The organism is Kribbella caucasensis (assembly GCF_004361855.1).
GTDB classification, from domain to species: Bacteria; Actinomycetota; Actinomycetes; order Propionibacteriales; family Kribbellaceae; genus Kribbella; species Kribbella caucasensis.
On the sequence record NZ_SNWQ01000005.1, the window covers coordinates 40,338 to 54,423 of the forward strand.

15 protein-coding genes are annotated in these 14,086 nt (G+C 67.9%); 7 read left to right on the forward strand and 8 right to left on the reverse strand.

What is annotated here, in order from left to right; genetic code table 11:
- Positions 1-38 precede the first annotated feature (38 nt).
- Positions 39-1,571 carry an alpha-N-arabinofuranosidase gene (locus EV643_RS11995; protein ID WP_133800102.1) on the forward strand — a complete coding sequence of 511 codons (1,533 nt, stop codon included), beginning with the start codon at positions 39-41 and terminating at the stop codon, positions 1,569-1,571.
- Between the two features lie 232 nt (positions 1,572-1,803).
- Positions 1,804-2,226 (forward strand): CHRD domain-containing protein, encoded by a 423-nt coding sequence (locus tag EV643_RS12000; protein WP_133800103.1) that lies wholly within the window; start codon positions 1,804-1,806, stop codon positions 2,224-2,226.
- 148 nt (positions 2,227-2,374) lie between these two features.
- On the opposite strand, the gene EV643_RS12005 is transcribed toward EV643_RS12000, so the two are convergent.
- The 3 genes from EV643_RS12005 to EV643_RS12015 all read right to left on the reverse strand — a co-directional run bounded on the left by EV643_RS12005 (position 2,375) and on the right by EV643_RS12015 (position 4,562).
- The gene (locus EV643_RS12005) at positions 2,375-2,848 is read right to left on the reverse strand and encodes a YbaK/EbsC family protein (RefSeq protein WP_370452269.1); all 474 of its coding nucleotides are present in this window, start codon (positions 2,846-2,848) and stop codon (positions 2,375-2,377) included.
- 6 nt (positions 2,849-2,854) lie between these two features.
- Positions 2,855-3,880 carry a DUF4037 domain-containing protein gene (locus EV643_RS12010; RefSeq protein WP_133800105.1) on the reverse strand — a complete coding sequence of 342 codons (1,026 nt, stop codon included), beginning with the start codon at positions 3,878-3,880 and terminating at the stop codon, positions 2,855-2,857.
- A gap of 70 nt (positions 3,881-3,950) precedes the next feature.
- Positions 3,951-4,562 carry a DM13 domain-containing protein gene (locus tag EV643_RS12015; RefSeq protein WP_133800106.1) on the reverse strand — a complete coding sequence of 204 codons (612 nt, stop codon included), beginning with the start codon at positions 4,560-4,562 and terminating at the stop codon, positions 3,951-3,953.
- Positions 4,563-4,911: 349 nt separating this feature from the next.
- Here EV643_RS12015 and EV643_RS12020 point away from each other — a divergent pair, with 349 nt between their 5' ends.
- Both EV643_RS12020 and EV643_RS12025 read left to right on the forward strand, forming a co-directional pair.
- The gene (locus tag EV643_RS12020; RefSeq protein WP_133800107.1) at positions 4,912-5,271 is read left to right on the forward strand and encodes a DUF6504 family protein; all 360 of its coding nucleotides are present in this window, start codon (positions 4,912-4,914) and stop codon (positions 5,269-5,271) included.
- Positions 5,268-5,741 (forward strand): SAV_6107 family HEPN domain-containing protein, encoded by a 474-nt coding sequence (locus EV643_RS12025; protein WP_133800108.1) that lies wholly within the window; start codon positions 5,268-5,270, stop codon positions 5,739-5,741. Before EV643_RS12020 ends, EV643_RS12025 begins: the two co-directional genes overlap by 4 nt.
- Positions 5,742-5,867: 126 nt before the next feature.
- Here EV643_RS12025 and EV643_RS12030 read toward each other — a convergent pair whose 3' ends face one another.
- Positions 5,868-6,614 carry a methyltransferase domain-containing protein gene (locus EV643_RS12030; protein ID WP_133800109.1) on the reverse strand — a complete coding sequence of 249 codons (747 nt, stop codon included), beginning with the start codon at positions 6,612-6,614 and terminating at the stop codon, positions 5,868-5,870.
- 115 nt (positions 6,615-6,729) lie between these two features.
- On the opposite strand from EV643_RS12030, the gene EV643_RS12035 reads away from it, so the two are divergent.
- Positions 6,730-7,728: a phosphotransferase enzyme family protein gene (locus tag EV643_RS12035; protein ID WP_166665426.1), complete on the forward strand. Its 999-nt coding sequence runs from the start codon at positions 6,730-6,732 to the stop codon at positions 7,726-7,728.
- A 25-nt stretch (positions 7,729-7,753) separates the two neighbouring features.
- On the opposite strand, the gene EV643_RS12040 is transcribed toward EV643_RS12035, so the two are convergent.
- Together EV643_RS12040 and EV643_RS12045 are read right to left on the reverse strand one after the other, a co-directional pair.
- Positions 7,754-8,173 (reverse strand): PaaI family thioesterase, encoded by a 420-nt coding sequence (locus EV643_RS12040; RefSeq protein ID WP_238165527.1) that lies wholly within the window; start codon positions 8,171-8,173, stop codon positions 7,754-7,756.
- 96 nt (positions 8,174-8,269) lie between these two features.
- Positions 8,270-8,854: a LysE family translocator gene (locus tag EV643_RS12045; RefSeq protein ID WP_133800112.1), complete on the reverse strand. Its 585-nt coding sequence runs from the start codon at positions 8,852-8,854 to the stop codon at positions 8,270-8,272.
- Positions 8,855-9,021: 167 nt separating this feature from the next.
- Here EV643_RS12045 and EV643_RS12050 point away from each other — a divergent pair, with 167 nt between their 5' ends.
- On the forward strand, positions 9,022-9,474 hold the full coding sequence (locus tag EV643_RS12050) for an Lrp/AsnC family transcriptional regulator (RefSeq protein WP_133800113.1): 453 nt from the start codon (positions 9,022-9,024) through the stop codon (positions 9,472-9,474).
- Positions 9,475-9,736: 262 nt separating this feature from the next.
- Positions 9,737-10,246 carry an SCO2097 family morphological protein gene (locus EV643_RS12055; RefSeq protein WP_133800114.1) on the forward strand — a complete coding sequence of 170 codons (510 nt, stop codon included), beginning with the start codon at positions 9,737-9,739 and terminating at the stop codon, positions 10,244-10,246.
- Positions 10,247-10,439: 193 nt separating this feature from the next.
- Here EV643_RS12055 and EV643_RS12060 read toward each other — a convergent pair whose 3' ends face one another.
- Positions 10,440-12,800, reverse strand: a complete 2,361-nt coding sequence (locus tag EV643_RS12060) for a transglutaminase TgpA family protein (protein ID WP_133800115.1) — start codon at positions 12,798-12,800, stop codon at positions 10,440-10,442.
- Positions 12,797-14,083 (reverse strand): DUF58 domain-containing protein, encoded by a 1,287-nt coding sequence (locus tag EV643_RS12065; protein ID WP_133800116.1) that lies wholly within the window; start codon positions 14,081-14,083, stop codon positions 12,797-12,799. The genes EV643_RS12060 and EV643_RS12065 overlap by 4 nt, the downstream gene beginning before the upstream one ends.
- Positions 14,084-14,086 lie beyond the last annotated feature (3 nt).

A 14,086-nucleotide genomic window follows, 5' to 3' on the forward strand; every position in this document is an offset into this window, starting at 1 on the left:
TTACCGACGTTTCCACCCACTTCCCAAGGAGTCGACTCTTGTCTACGGAGCCCACCAGCGCCGCCCGGATCGTGATCGATCTGGACGTCCCCGGCCCCACCATCAGCAGGCATCTCTACGGCCACTTCGCCGAGCACCTCGGCCGTTGCATCTACGAGGGCTTCTACGTCGGGGAGTCGTCCGAGCTGCCCAACGAAGCCGGCATCCGGCTCGACGTGGTCGAGGCTCTGCGCGCGCTCGACATCCCCAATCTCCGCTGGCCGGGCGGCTGCTTCGCCGACGAGTACCACTGGATGGACGGCATCGGCCCGAAGTCCGAACGGCCCGGAATGATCAACACCCATTGGGGAAACGTCGAGGAGAACAACCATTTCGGCACCCACGAGTTCATGGCATTGTGTGAACTGCTCGGCGCCGAGCCGTACGTCAACGGCAACATCGGCAGCGGCACCGTCAAGGAGATGAGCGACTGGGTCGAGTACCTGACCCGCGACGGCGACAGCCCGATGGGCCGGCTGCGCAAGGCGAACGGTCGCGACGAGCCGTGGAAGATCCCGTTCTGGGGGCTGGGCAACGAGGCGTGGGGCTGCGGTGGCAATCTGCGCGCCGACGCGTACGCCGACCTCGCCCGGCAGTTCAGCACCTTCTGCCGGGATCACGGTGACAACAAGCTCTACAAGATCGCTGCCGGCGCCGCCGATGACGACCTGGCCTGGACCGAGACGTTGATGAAGGCGATCAGCTGCCTCGGTTGCAAACGCGACCCCAAGGGCTTCTTCCAGGGCATCTCGTTCCACTACTACACGGTGCCCGGACCGTGGGAGCACAAGGGCAGCGCCACCGAGTTCGACATCGACGACTACTACCGGACGATGATCAAGGCGGCCGACATCGACCGCGTCATCGCCGGTCACAGCGCCGTCATGGACGCGTACGATCCGCAACGCAAGGTCGGCCTCGTCCTCGACGAATGGGGCACCTGGTGGGACGTCGAACCCGGGACGAATCCCGGCTTCCTCTACCAGCAGAACGCGTTGCGCGACGCCCTGGTCGCCGGTCTGCACTTCGACATCTTCCACCGGCACGCCGAACGACTGGTGATGGCGAACATCGCCCAGACCGTCAACGTCCTCCAGGCGATGCTCCTCACCGACTCCTCCGGCGGCCTCGTCCTCACCCCGACGTACCACGTCTTCGAGATGAACAAGGGCCATCACGACGCGACGTCGGTCCCGGTGCACCTGGTCGACCGGCCAGCGCCGTACACCATCGACGGTCAGAGCCTGGAGTTGCTCTCGGCCTCGGCCAGCATGAAGGACAACCGGGCCCTGATCTCGCTGACGAACCTCGATCCCAGCTCGCCCGCGGACATCACGCTCGACCTTCGCGGCGCGACCATCAACAGCCACTCCGGCCGACTCCTCACCGCCCCCAAACCCCAAGCCCACAACACGTCGACCGACCCGTCGGCCGTCACCCCTGTGCCCCTCACCACCATCACTCCCGTGGCTGGTGGCCTCCAGGTGACCCTCCCACCCCACTCCTTCGCCACTGTTGCCCTAGACCTGTGAACTAACCTCTGCCCCAATGACCGACGAAGCCGTCCAGACCCTGCTGGACGGCTTCGTCCGTTCCGTCACCTACGGCGACCACCGCTTCCCTCCCTGCTCTGGCGCATTCGCCGTGGGGAGCTCACCCGCACCTATTTCCACACCCAAATCCCCGCCTTGGCCACCTGACCTATTCCGTTGAAAAGGTCCGCGGCGTAGAACGGCCAGTGCAGGCACATCTCTGGGAGGGGTCATGTTCGGACGTTCAAGCATCATCGCGGCAAGCGCCGCCCTGGCGATTACCACCACCATCGCACCGGCCGCGACCGCGGCACCAGCCATCCCGCTCAGCGGCGGCCAGGAAACCGCCGCCGCCGACGACGACGGCCACGGCTTCTTCACCTACTCGATCGACGGAACGACCTTCTGCTGGACCCTCAGCTGGCAGGACATCGACGCCCCGTTCGCCGCGCATATCCACGTCGGTCCACGGCACGTCGCCGGCCCCATCGTCATCGGCCTCGACGTCGACGGAGTACCGGGCCCCGACACGTCCGGCTGCACCACCATCGCCGCCGACCTCGCCGCAGCCATCACCGCCAACCCCAACGGCTACTACGCCAACGTCCACAACGCCCCCTTCCCCGGAGGTGCCATCCGAGGCCAACTGAAGTAACCCAACAAACGTTGGAACTCGAGACGGCCGGCTCCGCGCCGAGAGCCGGGGGGAGGGCTCAATCGGAACGCGAAGTCGACCGCCTACTGCAAGTGTGCCTCGGAGCGCAACCGCCGACGAGGGCGCGCCGGGAAAGAGATTTCCGTGGTCAGTTGACGACGACCGGTGTGCCGTTCGTCAAGTGCAGGAGTTCCTTGTACGTGGTGGGAAAGACCGTGTGCGCGATCCCACCCGCGGCCCAGATCTCGTCGTACTGTTCGAGCGCTGTGTCGACCAGTGTGCGGACCGGAGCGGGGTGACCGACCGGGGCGACTCCGCCGATCGCCTGCCCGGTGTGCTGCTTGACGAACTCGGGTGTTGCCCGACGCAACTTACCGATCCCGAGCTCCGCGGCGAGCTTCTTGGTGTCGACCCGGTGCGCACCCGAGGTCAGGATCAGCACCGGCTCGCCGTCACCGTCGAAGATCAGGCTGTTCGCGATCGCGCCGACCTCGCAGCCGAGCTCCGCCGCCGCGGCCGCCGCCGTCGGGACCGCCTCGTCGAGGATCCGGATCTCACCGGTCGCACCGGCTGCCGCCAATGCGTCGGCGACCTTCTGGACGTTGGGATGTGTACTCACCATCACACCTTATTTCTCGTAGATCTTGACCAGCCGCCGGTAGGCGGCCGTCGTACTCAGCAGGTCGGTGTTGTCCGCGAACTGGTCGATCCCGCCCACCAGCTCGAGCCGCCGCAGCAACGGATCCCGCACCCGCGCGACACACGCGGCCACGAATCGGTCCGCCCCGAGCACCGTCGCCGGCCTGTCGAAGAACTGCCGCACGTCAGGATCCACCTCCTCCGTGACCCCCAACGCATTGTGCCGCCGAGCCATCAACCCGTACGCCGTAACCAGGGCGCGCTCACGATCCACCAACTCGTCCGCGGCCAGCACCTCGGCCAGGACCCGGTCGAGCCCATCGTCATGCCCGAGCCGAGCGAACGCAGTACCGAGCCATTTCGTGTACGGCGCGTAGGTGCGCTCCATCAACAGGGCGAGCCGCATCACGTCCCGAACCAGTCGCGCCGCCACCACCCGCGAACCGAGGTGGTCCCCGACCTCGTCGGTGCGCTGGACGAACGGTTCCTCCTGGGCAATCCGGGACCACTGACAGGCGAGCAACCAGATCCACACGTCGTCCGGATACCACTGGAGTGCCTCGCGGATCGGTTGCAGCCGGCCGTCATCGGCGTACACAGCTCCGGCGACGACACCGAGCAACTGCTGCTGCGGCGTGATCAACCAGTCCTCCGTGCCGACCCCCTGCGCGGCGTCGAAGCCGAGGTGATCGGTCAGCCAGTCGGACAGTGACGTCACGGTGACGTGGTGCACCGGCTCCTGGGTATCCCAGCCGAACCGGACGGCATACCCCCTGTACTGCGCGGGGAGGTTGTCGTCGACGAGTTTGGCGACGGGTGCCACCTGGTCGGGATCGACGAAGATGTGCAGCCGTGGTCCCCAGCCGTGGTCGGTGGAGCGGGCCGTGTCGTAGCCGAGGACGTCTGATCCCCAGCCCAGCAAGCCTGCCGCGTAAGGGAGCCGGCCGAGCAGGGGACGGATCACCTCGGTGTGGAAGCCGGCGCCGAGGTCTCTCGCCGAGATGAAAGTCGTCATGCCGGCGACATTAGTTGGGCCGGTGGCCGTGGAACATGTGGTTTTCCGCAGTCTTCGACTGTGGTCTACCTCAGGTCTTGCTGAGGTCGGCCGCACCGAAGGAGACGTTGAACCGGTCGCACCAGATGGTCACGCTGGTGAAGTCGGCCAGCTCGACGTCGGTGGGGATCACGTAGTTCTGGTTGCCGTGGTTGCCTTTGAGGTCGCCGAGGTTCCGGTAGCGGCCGTCGTCGAAGACGTGCCAGCCGGCTCTGCCTTCGAGCACCGGCGCGTTGGTGAGCCAGACCTTGAGGTCGGGGCCGTCCGAGGTGTCGAGGTTCTCGAGCCGGAGGACTCGTGAGCCGTCCGGCAGGCGGAAGATCGCGACGCTTCCCTGGGTCTCGTGTTCGTGGCTGATCAACCGTCCGGCGGCCAGTCGCTCGGGCTCGGCCGGCTGCGAGGGCTTTGTCGTGGCCGGCTTTGGAGTGGGCGGGGCCGGGGTGCTGGTGCGGTCGCCGGAAACTGTCGGTGGCACCGGTGAGGATGAAGTCATGGACACACCGGGAGCGCCGGGCAGCGATTCATCGACGACCTTGTCGGTGAAGAGCCGCCACGGCTGGAAGAGCGGCAGCGCCACTGCGGCGACGACCGCCGCCATGGCGATCGCGCTCACGCCGACGACACGGCGACTGGGCAACGACATGGTGTTCCTCGCTCTCTCGCGGTCCGCCTGCAGGCGGCTCCGGGTGAACCCAGTGTGGCGGGGCGAGCGGTCCGGCGGGACGGTCCAGGCCTTACGGCACGTTGACGTTTGTCGGCAGCCGAGGCTACGCTTTCAGTGTTCGAACAGATGTTCGATTGGTTCGGGTCCGGTGTCGTCGGGAGACCGGGGCGGAATCAGGACCGCTGTTCGGCCTCGGTGCGGAGTTGCGGCCGCATCGGGAATCGGTGGTCCCGGTGGGCCGGGCGCCGTGGTGGACCTCGACCCCCACCTGGCGTCCACCCACCGGGCCGCTATCCAGGGGAAGCTCGCGTACAGGAGGCGATGGAGCATGTGGGAGTTCGACGAGGCCGTTGAGGTGCGTTCAGGCGTCGTGGACGGCATCGAGACTCCAGAGCAGTTCCTGTGGCGCGGCCGGCTCTGGCGGGTGTGCGCAGTGCAGGCCCGCTGGGTGGAGACCGCCGCGTGGTGGGAGCGCGGCGTGATCGGCTCAGGAGTCGGTACGGCGACCGCGATCGCCGCTGCGGGTTCTTCCGCGGCGGTCGGTGTGCTGGACGCCGATTGGGGACCGCGGCGCGCGGTCTACCGAGTGGAAGCAGGCTGCGGCCGGCACGGTCGTCGCGAGCTGTTCGACCTCGCGCACGACCCGGACTCCGGCCGCTGGCAACTGGAGAGGGTGACGGACCGATGACTGTTTCACCGGTTTCCCCGGCGGCCGCGGGTTCGGCCAGCCGCGACCTGTCCCGGGCGCGCCTGGCGCTCGCCGAGGCGCGCGAAGCCGACGACCATCTACTCAAGTACTCGAGCGCTCACGTCGCCGCGCTCCGGGTGGCCGCCGCGGTGCTCGCCGTCCGGGCCCGCCCGGTTCGCTCCGGTCCTCGACGCCGCGTCCAGCGCAACGCCTGGGTGCTGCTCGCCGAGGTTGCCCCCGAGTTCGGCGAGTGGGCCACGTTCTTCGCCGCCGGTGCCACCCAGCGCGCGGCCGCCGAGGCCGGCCTGGAGCGCGCCGTCAGCACCCGCGAGGCCGATGACCTGATCCGCGCCGTGGAGACCTTCTACGACCTGGTCGAGACCAGCCTCCGCATCCAGGCCCACCCGGTCCTCCCCGCCGCCTCCGACCCCCAGTCCGTCCTGGCCCAGTCCTGGATGCAAGCCAGCTGACAAGCCCCACATCCACTCACTCGGCCGTCGACGCCGCCCCGTCGGCGGCCGAGATCCGTCGGGCGAGATCCGTGGGCCGGTTGCCGCGATCGGTCGAGGTCGGGAGCGAACCCCCGGCTGGTTGGTTCAGCGGGTGGCGAGGATGTGGAGCTGGGTGGCGATGGCCCGGAAGGCAGGGTGCTCGCTGGCGGCGCGCTCCAGGTCGGCCAGGGATTCGGCGGCGCCGGGCTCGGAGTCGACGAACGCTGCGGGCACCAGATCGGCGAAGGTCCGTACGCCGTGGATGGTGTGGACCAAGAATCCGGCTTCGGCGAGCTGAGTGGTGATTCCGGCTTCGTCGAACCGGCGAGGCATCGGGTCGTTGGTCCCCCAGCGGCCGTCCGGGTCTTGAAGGGCGACGCGCGCTTCGGAGAGATGACCGGCCAGCGCCCGCGCCAGGACGACAGCGTTGCGTTGGGCAACCAACAGACTCAGCACGCCGCCTTCGCGCAGAACTGATCCCATCGCCAACAGAGCCTGAGCCGGGTCGTCCACCACTTCCAGCACACCGTGACAAAGAACTGCATCGGCGCTCGCCTTGCCGGCCAGCCCGGGGAGTTCACCTGCGTCTCCCTGGATACCTCGCACCAGTTCGCTGACACCTTCGTCCCGAGCGCGGCGCTCGAGAGAAGCGAGGGCATCCGGGCTCGGATCGACAACCGTCACACGGTGCCCATCGGCAGCCAGTGGCACCGCAAATCCACCGGTACCGCCCCCGAGATCAACGATGTCGAGCCCACCACTGGGATCGGTCCGCACCCGGCCGGCCAAGGCGACCCGCAGCGCCTCCGCAACCAGCGCCGTACGAACCGAGCGGCGACGTCGGTCAACCATCGTGAGTGCCCTCCTCGCCAAATTCCAATGCCGCCCACACCCTACTTCCCACCCCACCCACCCCGCCGACCACTATCGGGTTGCTCCTGCATCGACCGACCGTGAGGATGACGCAGTGAGCGGGGGACGAGCGACGGGGACCACGGAGTGGCTGGAGTTCGTCCGCCAGGAGTACCCGCTCGCCGAGGTCACCTTCGTGCGCGACCTCGGCGGGAACTTCAACCTGAACCTGCAGGTCTTCACCGACCAAGGCGCCTTGGTTGTTCGGATCTCACCGCAGTGGGTCGAAGCGGACCGACTGGCCGCGGTGCAGGCGGTTCGTCAGTATCTCCGGGACCGGGGCTGGCCGATTCCCCGGACGCTCCGCAGCCGATCGGGCAGGACCTTGGCTCAACTCGACGGCCGCGTCGTGGAGGTCGAGCAGTACGTCGAACCGTCGGGCACGAGCATGACCACCTGGCCTGCGATCAGCGCCGGCATCCAGTGGCTCGCCCGTCTCCACGAAGACCTTCGAGCCGCGCCGACCTCGACGGCAGCGGCCCATCCGCCGATGGCGAACCACATCGAAGCCGATGCCGAGTTTTCGTCCACGATCGCCGACATCCGCAGCTGGTCCCTCTCCGCGGAGGAGGCGACGTACGTCGACGCTGCCGAGCAACTGGCCGCGAGTCTTGCCCACGAGTCCCCTGACTGCGATCTTCCCCGCCAGCTGGTCCACGGCGATTTCTGGGCAACCAATGTTTACCTCTCAGGCGACCAGCTCACTCTGCTCCTCGACCTGGACTTCCTCGGCGAACGTCCACGGGTCGACGACCTGGCCCTCACCCTGTTCTTCATCAACGACCACCTGGGCCGCAGCGACACGAGCTCCATACGCATCGCCAAACTTCGCAACCTGGTCAACGACTACGACGCTGCCCTCAAGACTCCACTCAGTCCGACCGAACGCGCGGCCATCCCGTACGCAGTCGTCCGCACTCCTCTGACGTTCCTGCGTGACCTCGCCTACCTCGGTCCCTCGAGTGGCCCCGAACTGACCACCCTCCGCGGCCCGCAGTACGAATGGGCCCTCCGCCTGCTGAGCAACCCCGAATGGCGGACAGCCTTCAGCTGACGTCCGCCCGTCAGACGAGCGAGGCTTACTGTTCTGCTCTTGCGTGGATGCGGATCAGGGTTTGTTGGCCTGTCGCGACGAGGGATCGTTGGGTGCCCTGGACGCCGAACACTTCCAGTTGGCAGACGGTCAGCGTTCGTCCGGATTTGAGGACTTGTCCGATGGCTTCGATGTGTTCGCCTTCGGCTGGCGCGAGGAGGTTGATCTTGTACTCCACCGTGAGCACAGAGGTGTTCTCCGGGAACAACGTGAAGGCCGCGTAGCCGCCTGCGCTGTCAGCGATGGCGCTGGTGGCTCCCGCGTGGAAGTACCCGTGCTGCTGGGTGACCTCGGGTCGGCTGGGCAACAGGATGTGCACGCGCCCTGGGCCGATGTGCCCGAGCCGTGCGCCAAGATGCCCCATCAGTCCCTGGCGATCGAAACTGTTCCGGATCCGCTCCTGCACCGCGGGATTTGCCGGTTCTGGTTGTCTCTCGTCTTCCACAACTCTCCCTCGAGCGGAACATCACGGGCAGGTCTTGATGATGTCGCAGCGCCTGGTCTAACGGATGAGTTGCTCGACCAGTAGCGCCACGCCGATGACGATCATCGCGCCGCCCGAGACACGGCTCACGATCCGCGCTGCGCCGGGTCGTGCTCGGAGTACGAATCGTGCGCCGGAGGCGACGCAGAGATAGATCACCGCGCAACTTGCGACGTGCACCAAGCCGAGTGCCACGATCTGGATCGCGAGCGGCCAGTCCGCGTCTGGGTCGGTGAACTGCGGCAGCAGTGCCAAGAACAGCAGGAACAGCTTCGGGTTGAGTCCGCTGACCGCCGCACCTCTCACCGCGTGCCGCACCCATGAGCCCGACGGCTGCTCCGTGCCGGCCTGCGGCGAGGACGGGTGGGTGATGGTCCCGATGCCCAGCCAGACCAGGTACACCGCACCGATTGCGGTGAGCACGGTCAGCAGTACCGGTTCGCGGGCCACCAGGGCGGCCATTCCGGCGGCCACCACCGCGGTCGCCGTCAGATGGCCGGCCAGCAGCCCGCCAATCGCGGGCAGCACCGTCCGATGCCGCAGTCCGGCGGCGATCGCGTAGGCCCAGTCCGACCCGGGCGTCACCACGAACAGGAGCGACACCGCCCAAACGCTGCGAGTGTCTCGACCGGCATGACCTTCGCATCCCTACCCGCTGCTGGAGTTCGTGGAGGGTCTGTGGACCCTCGGCGGGAAGACTAGGCGCGATTGGCCGGGATGTGTTTCCAATCTTTGCGCCACAGATGCCGAAATGGGGGAAGATCGACCTCATGGACCAAGTAGACCGCGAGATTCTTGCCGAACTGCAGCAGGACGGGCGCCTGACGGTCACGGAACTCGCCGAGCGAGTCCGGATCAGCGTCTCCCCGTGCCATCGCCGGCTGCGAGCCCTGGAACGGTCAGGGATGATCAGCGGGTACCGCGCCTATCTCGACGCTCACGCGCTCGGTCTGACCTTCGAGGCCCTGGTCTTCGTCACCATGGCCACGGCAAACCGTGACACCGTCGCCGCCTTCGAACAGGCCGTCGCCGAGATCCCTCAGGTACTACGGGCGCAACGACTCTTCGGGGACCCCGACTACCTTCTCCGCGTCGTCGCCCGCGACCTGCCCGACTTCCAGAAGCTGTACGACGACCGTCTCGCCACCCTCCCCGGCGTACAGCGCCTCAGTTCCACCCTCGTCATGAAGAGCGTCGTCGAGGACCGCCCACTCCCGCTGTAGGAAACCGGCCGACCCCTAGGGGAGTGTCGGTGGCTGAGGTGGGACTGATTACGGGCCGTGTGTGGGGCGGGGGATGTGAGTGGTGGTCGGGGAGGAGCGTGGCGTGGCGAGGCTGGGTGGGGAGTCGGGAGCGGAGGGGGTCGGATCAGGCGGGATGGGTGGGATTCGGGGTGGGTGGAGGCGGGGAATCGGCTGGGAATCGGGTGTGGCGGGGCTGGAAAAGGGGTAAAGGGCGGCGGCTACGGGGTGGAGTTGTGGGACCGTGACGCGCGGGACAGGCGGTCAGGGTTTCGTCGGGGACAGCGGCGGCCTAGACTGGAGTCGGCCTATCGAGATCGCGCTCATCATGGAGGGATCGACGGTGCCCCTCTCGGAAGAAGAGCAGCGCCAGTTCGAGCAGCTCGAACGTGCCCTTGCTGCGGAAGACCCGAAGTTTGTTTCCGCTATGCGAGGCACCAATGTGCGCTTGTATTACAAGCGCCGGGCAGTGCTTGCCGGCGTTGGATTCGTGCTGGGAATCGTCATATTGATGACCGGTGCGATCATCCCCAACACCATCATCGGAGTCATCGGCTTCGTGGTGATGGTGGCCTGCCTCTACATCGCGGCGCTGAGCATGAAGCGGATCAGCAACGCCGGGGACTCCGACGACGCGCCACCGCCGCCTCCACCGCCGCCGACCAAACGGCATCGGACGAAACACGACTCGTCCGGGAGCTTCATGGAGCGGATGGAAGACCGCTGGCGGCGCCGGCGGGACGAAGACCTCTGAGCGCAAGCTACCGACGGCCGTACTGAGCCACTCCGAACCACATCCGCGCCTCCGTGCCGGATGTGGTTTGTCGTATGTCCGCGCACCCGCGCGGCGCGGGGGGCTCCCCATGGGTGGGATGGCATGGGAAAGGTCCGGCTCTGCGGTGGGAACCGCGGGGAGCCGGACCTTTGGTGGTGAGGACCAGGTGGGGTTAGTTGGCTTGGCGGTGGGGGAGTAGGCGGGAGCGGATCCGGGCCAGCAGGAGGTCGAACTCGTCCAGGAGGTCGGAGGCTTCCGCGCTGCCTCGGTTGAGGTACCAGCGCCACGAGGGCGGGAGCACCGTCGCTCGGATGCGGCGAAGGAGCTTCGCTCGGGTCCACAGGGCCTTGCGGACTGTCTGGACGTCGTCGCGGAGGTCGACCGTGGTGTCGTCGGTGAGGCCGGCGTAGCGGACTGCTTCCAGGCCGCGGGCCAGTCCGCGGGCCTGTGGGTGCAGGTCCGGGGGGAGTTTGCCGACGAGCCATTCGCCGAGTTGGCGTGGGGTGGCGCTGTCGGACCAGTCGAGGCCGAGGTCGCGAGCGGTGTCGCGGAGTTCGGCCCAGAGACCTTCGACGCCGGCGCGGCCCGGCAGGCGGGCGAAGCGCTTGCGCCGGAGCAGGAATCGGATCAGCCACGGGATCGACAGGACGATCAGGCCGGCCGCGACGCCACCGATGATCCGGGCTCCGCCGTTGGTGAACCAGTTGCCCTGGTCAACCGTCGCGGAACCGCTCTCGCTGGGGAGGTTGCGGTCCGGGTTCGCCGTGGGGTCGTCGGTCTCTTCCGTCTGGCCGGGGGTGGTCGGCGCGGTGGTCGGGTTCGTGGTCGGGGTGATCGGGGCGGGCCCGATCTGCTCTGTCCAGCTCGGCGTGCTGGCGACCCGGGCCGACGGGGTGGGCTCGAAGCGGACCCAGCCGATACCGCCGAAGTACAGCTCGGGCCACGCGTGCATGTCGTGCATCCGGACGATGTGCTCGCCGTTCTTGCCGGCCTGACCGGGCAGGAAGCCGATCCCGACCCGGGCCGGGATCCCGAGGATGCGGGCCATCAGGGCCATGCCGGTGGCGAACTGTTCGCAGTACCCGGTCTTGTTCACCAACAGGAAGTTCTGCAGTGCTCGCATCCCGCTCTGGCTGTCGGTATCGGTGCTGTAGGTGAACTCGCCGCTACGGAAGTAGTTCTGCAGCAGCACCGCCTGCGCGAACGGGTTGCCCTTCGCATCCGCGGTGACCTCGGAAGTCAGGTTCCTGATCCGCTCGGGGGTCCGGGACGGGACCTCACTGGTGTACTGGTCGGGCTCGCCCGTCGGTACTGCGTCGCGCAGCTGTTCCGGCGTGGGCTGCAGGTCGTACACCTGGAGGTTGTAGTTCTTACCGGCCACGCCGCGGCCGTTCGTGGAGAGGACGTCGAGGACGTTCGGGTCGTAACTCCACTGGTCCTTCAGTGAGACCGACCGCAACGGGTAGGGCACCGGGGCGAACTGGGACCGGAAGTTCCGGGTCACCTCGATCTTCAGCTTGCTGGTCGTCACCTTGGACAGGTCACCGGTGTACCCCGGTGGCGTGGTGAGGTCCGCGTTGGTGATCTTGCGGCCGCCGTCCCGGCCGGAGACCCGCCAGGTGTTGCCGTCGAACTGGTCGAGCGCCGTGAGCCGCAGGTACGTGCCGCCGGCGGGACCGCCGGAGTACGTCAGTGCGGTGACGTTGTCGCCGCGTTTCAGGTTCTTGCCCATGTCCAGCATCGGGTCGGTCGAGGAGATCGACGCGCCCACTCCGGTACCAGGCCCTGAGCCGGCCAGACCGTTGCCCACGACACCTTCCGGCAGGGCCGGCAGGAGGGCGGGCAGCAACGCGGCCAGGGCGACGACGCTGAGCCCGATCCGGCGGCCGGCCTGACCGAGCGCGGACGCCTCGATCGGCTGGGACGCGTCCAGGTGCGAGACACCGGAGATCCGCCGGCCCCAGCGGCTGAGCCTGGTGCGGCCCTCGGCGGACAGCAGCACGATGTAGCCGATGGCCGGCGGGATGAAGAGCAACGCAGGCAAGCCGCCGTGCACGGTCGCGGCCGGCACGGTGTACATGGTCAGCAGCAACAGCCCGGACCAAGCGGCCTGCCGGAGCTGTACTGCGATCAGGTGGATCAGCAACCCGGTCGCCGCGATCACGGACGCCGCGAACAGGGTCAGGTGATCATCCGGAGGCAGCGGCGCGCTGAACCGGTTGATCGAGTCCATCGCGTTCACCATCTGCTGGTTGAACTCGAGCGCCGTCTCCTTCCACGGCACCAATCCGTACCGCAGTGTGTCGCGGAGGAAGATGAACGAGATCAGCTCGACCAGGACGATCAGCTGCACGACCGGTACGACGGCCCGTGGCGTGCGCAGATTCTGCAGGGCGATCCCGGTGCCGGTGATCGCGGCGCAGAGGAACGCACTGATGAAGAGGAACGGCCCGGAGAACACGGGCGTGAGCACCAGGGCGCCGAGCACTGTCGCCGCCCAGGCGGCAAGCGAGATCCTCGCGTGGCCGGTCATGCGATCCTTCCGCTCCGCAGTCCGAGGCTGGACCACACGGTGGGCAGGTGATCACCGCGACGGACCCGGGCGACCCGCCAGCCGTTGCGGCGCAACTCTCCTTCGGTGGCGTCCGTGGCGGCAGTCAGCCGGGCCACCTTGTCGGTGCCCTCGGCACCGACCTCCCAGCTGGCCGCGTCCAGTACCAGCGCGACACCGGTCGCCTGGCCGGTCCGCCAGCGGTTCAGCGCGATGATGTCGTCGGAGTTGCAGGCGCCGAGGATCGCGATCGCCAGACTCGGGTCCTGCGCGTGCCGGTCCACGGTCAGCAGCGGGCCGATCTCGGCGTACTTGTGCTCCTCCACCGTGGCGCACTCGGTCAGCAACTGCTGGTTGGTGAGCGGCTGGTGGATCGCGGTCGAACTGCGATGCGTGATCGCGGCCAGTGTGGTCGGCCCGCCGAGCAGGGTGGTCACGTACCCCCGGCGGATCCGGTCCGCGCCGACCGATGCGGCCGCGCTGACAGCCCACTCCAGGCTGGACGACGGTCCGTGCCCGTGGTGCGAGACGGTCCGGGCATCGAGGAAGATCGCGCACTTGCTCTGCCAGGGCTGCTCCTCCCGGCGGACCATCAGTGACCCGCGACGGGCCGTGGACCGCCAGTGCACCCGGCGCAGGTCATCGCCGTCGCGGTACTCGCGGACGGTCGCGTCCTCCTCACCGGCCGATGCGATCGCGCGCGGCCGGTTCTCGCCCGAGCCCGCCCGGTCCGAGCCGAGCCGTACTTCGGGGAGCCGGTGCACCCTCGGCGTCACCAGCAGATGCTGGCTGCGGGCGAACGTCCGGCTGGTCTCCACCAGACCGAACGGGTCCGCGACGGTAAGCATCAGCGGCCCGACCTGGAACAGCCCCCGGACGTCCGACTTCACCGGATAGGTGACCGTACGCCGCCAGTTCGGGCTGACCCGGTCGACCACGAACCGCGGCCGGTGTCCGAGCACATACGGAATCCGGTCCTCGAGCAGCAACAGTCCGGCCGGCATCCGCCCTTGGTTGCTCAGGGCAAGCTCGACGGTGGCCTGGGTGCCGACCGGGACCTGGTCCGGGGTCAGGCTGCGCCGCACCTGCAGCCGCAACCTGGTCCGGCCGACCACGAGTGCCGCGACCACGGGCAGCGCGACCAGGAGGATGCCGACGCGGAGCAGATCCTTCTGGCCGAGCAGCAACGCGCACAGCGACGCGGTGATGCCGGCGGCGACGAACGCCCGCCCTCGGGTGGTCAGTCCGCGCAGTGCCTGCCGCATAGT

Bases quoted from the DNA above. Each gene is read 5' to 3' on its own strand.
- EV643_RS12060 (WP_133800115.1), bottom strand. From the start codon at position 12,800: ATGACCGGCCACGCGAGGATCTCGCTTGCCGCCTGGGCGGCGACAGTG.
- EV643_RS12025 (WP_133800108.1), top strand. From the start codon at position 5,268: ATGACTGTTTCACCGGTTTCCCCGGCGGCCGCGGGTTCGGCCAGCCGC.
- EV643_RS12015 (WP_133800106.1), bottom strand. From the start codon at position 4,562: ATGTCGTTGCCCAGTCGCCGTGTCGTCGGCGTGAGCGCGATCGCCATG.
- EV643_RS12020 (WP_133800107.1), top strand. From the start codon at position 4,912: ATGTGGGAGTTCGACGAGGCCGTTGAGGTGCGTTCAGGCGTCGTGGAC.
- EV643_RS12005 (WP_370452269.1), bottom strand. From the start codon at position 2,848: ATGGTGAGTACACATCCCAACGTCCAGAAGGTCGCCGACGCATTGGCG.
- EV643_RS12000 (WP_133800103.1), top strand. From the start codon at position 1,804: ATGTTCGGACGTTCAAGCATCATCGCGGCAAGCGCCGCCCTGGCGATT.
- EV643_RS12010 (WP_133800105.1), bottom strand. From the start codon at position 3,880: ATGACGACTTTCATCTCGGCGAGAGACCTCGGCGCCGGCTTCCACACC.
- EV643_RS12030 (WP_133800109.1), bottom strand. From the start codon at position 6,614: ATGGTTGACCGACGTCGCCGCTCGGTTCGTACGGCGCTGGTTGCGGAG.
- EV643_RS12050 (WP_133800113.1), top strand. From the start codon at position 9,022: ATGGACCAAGTAGACCGCGAGATTCTTGCCGAACTGCAGCAGGACGGG.
- EV643_RS12065 (WP_133800116.1), bottom strand. From the start codon at position 14,083: ATGCGGCAGGCACTGCGCGGACTGACCACCCGAGGGCGGGCGTTCGTC.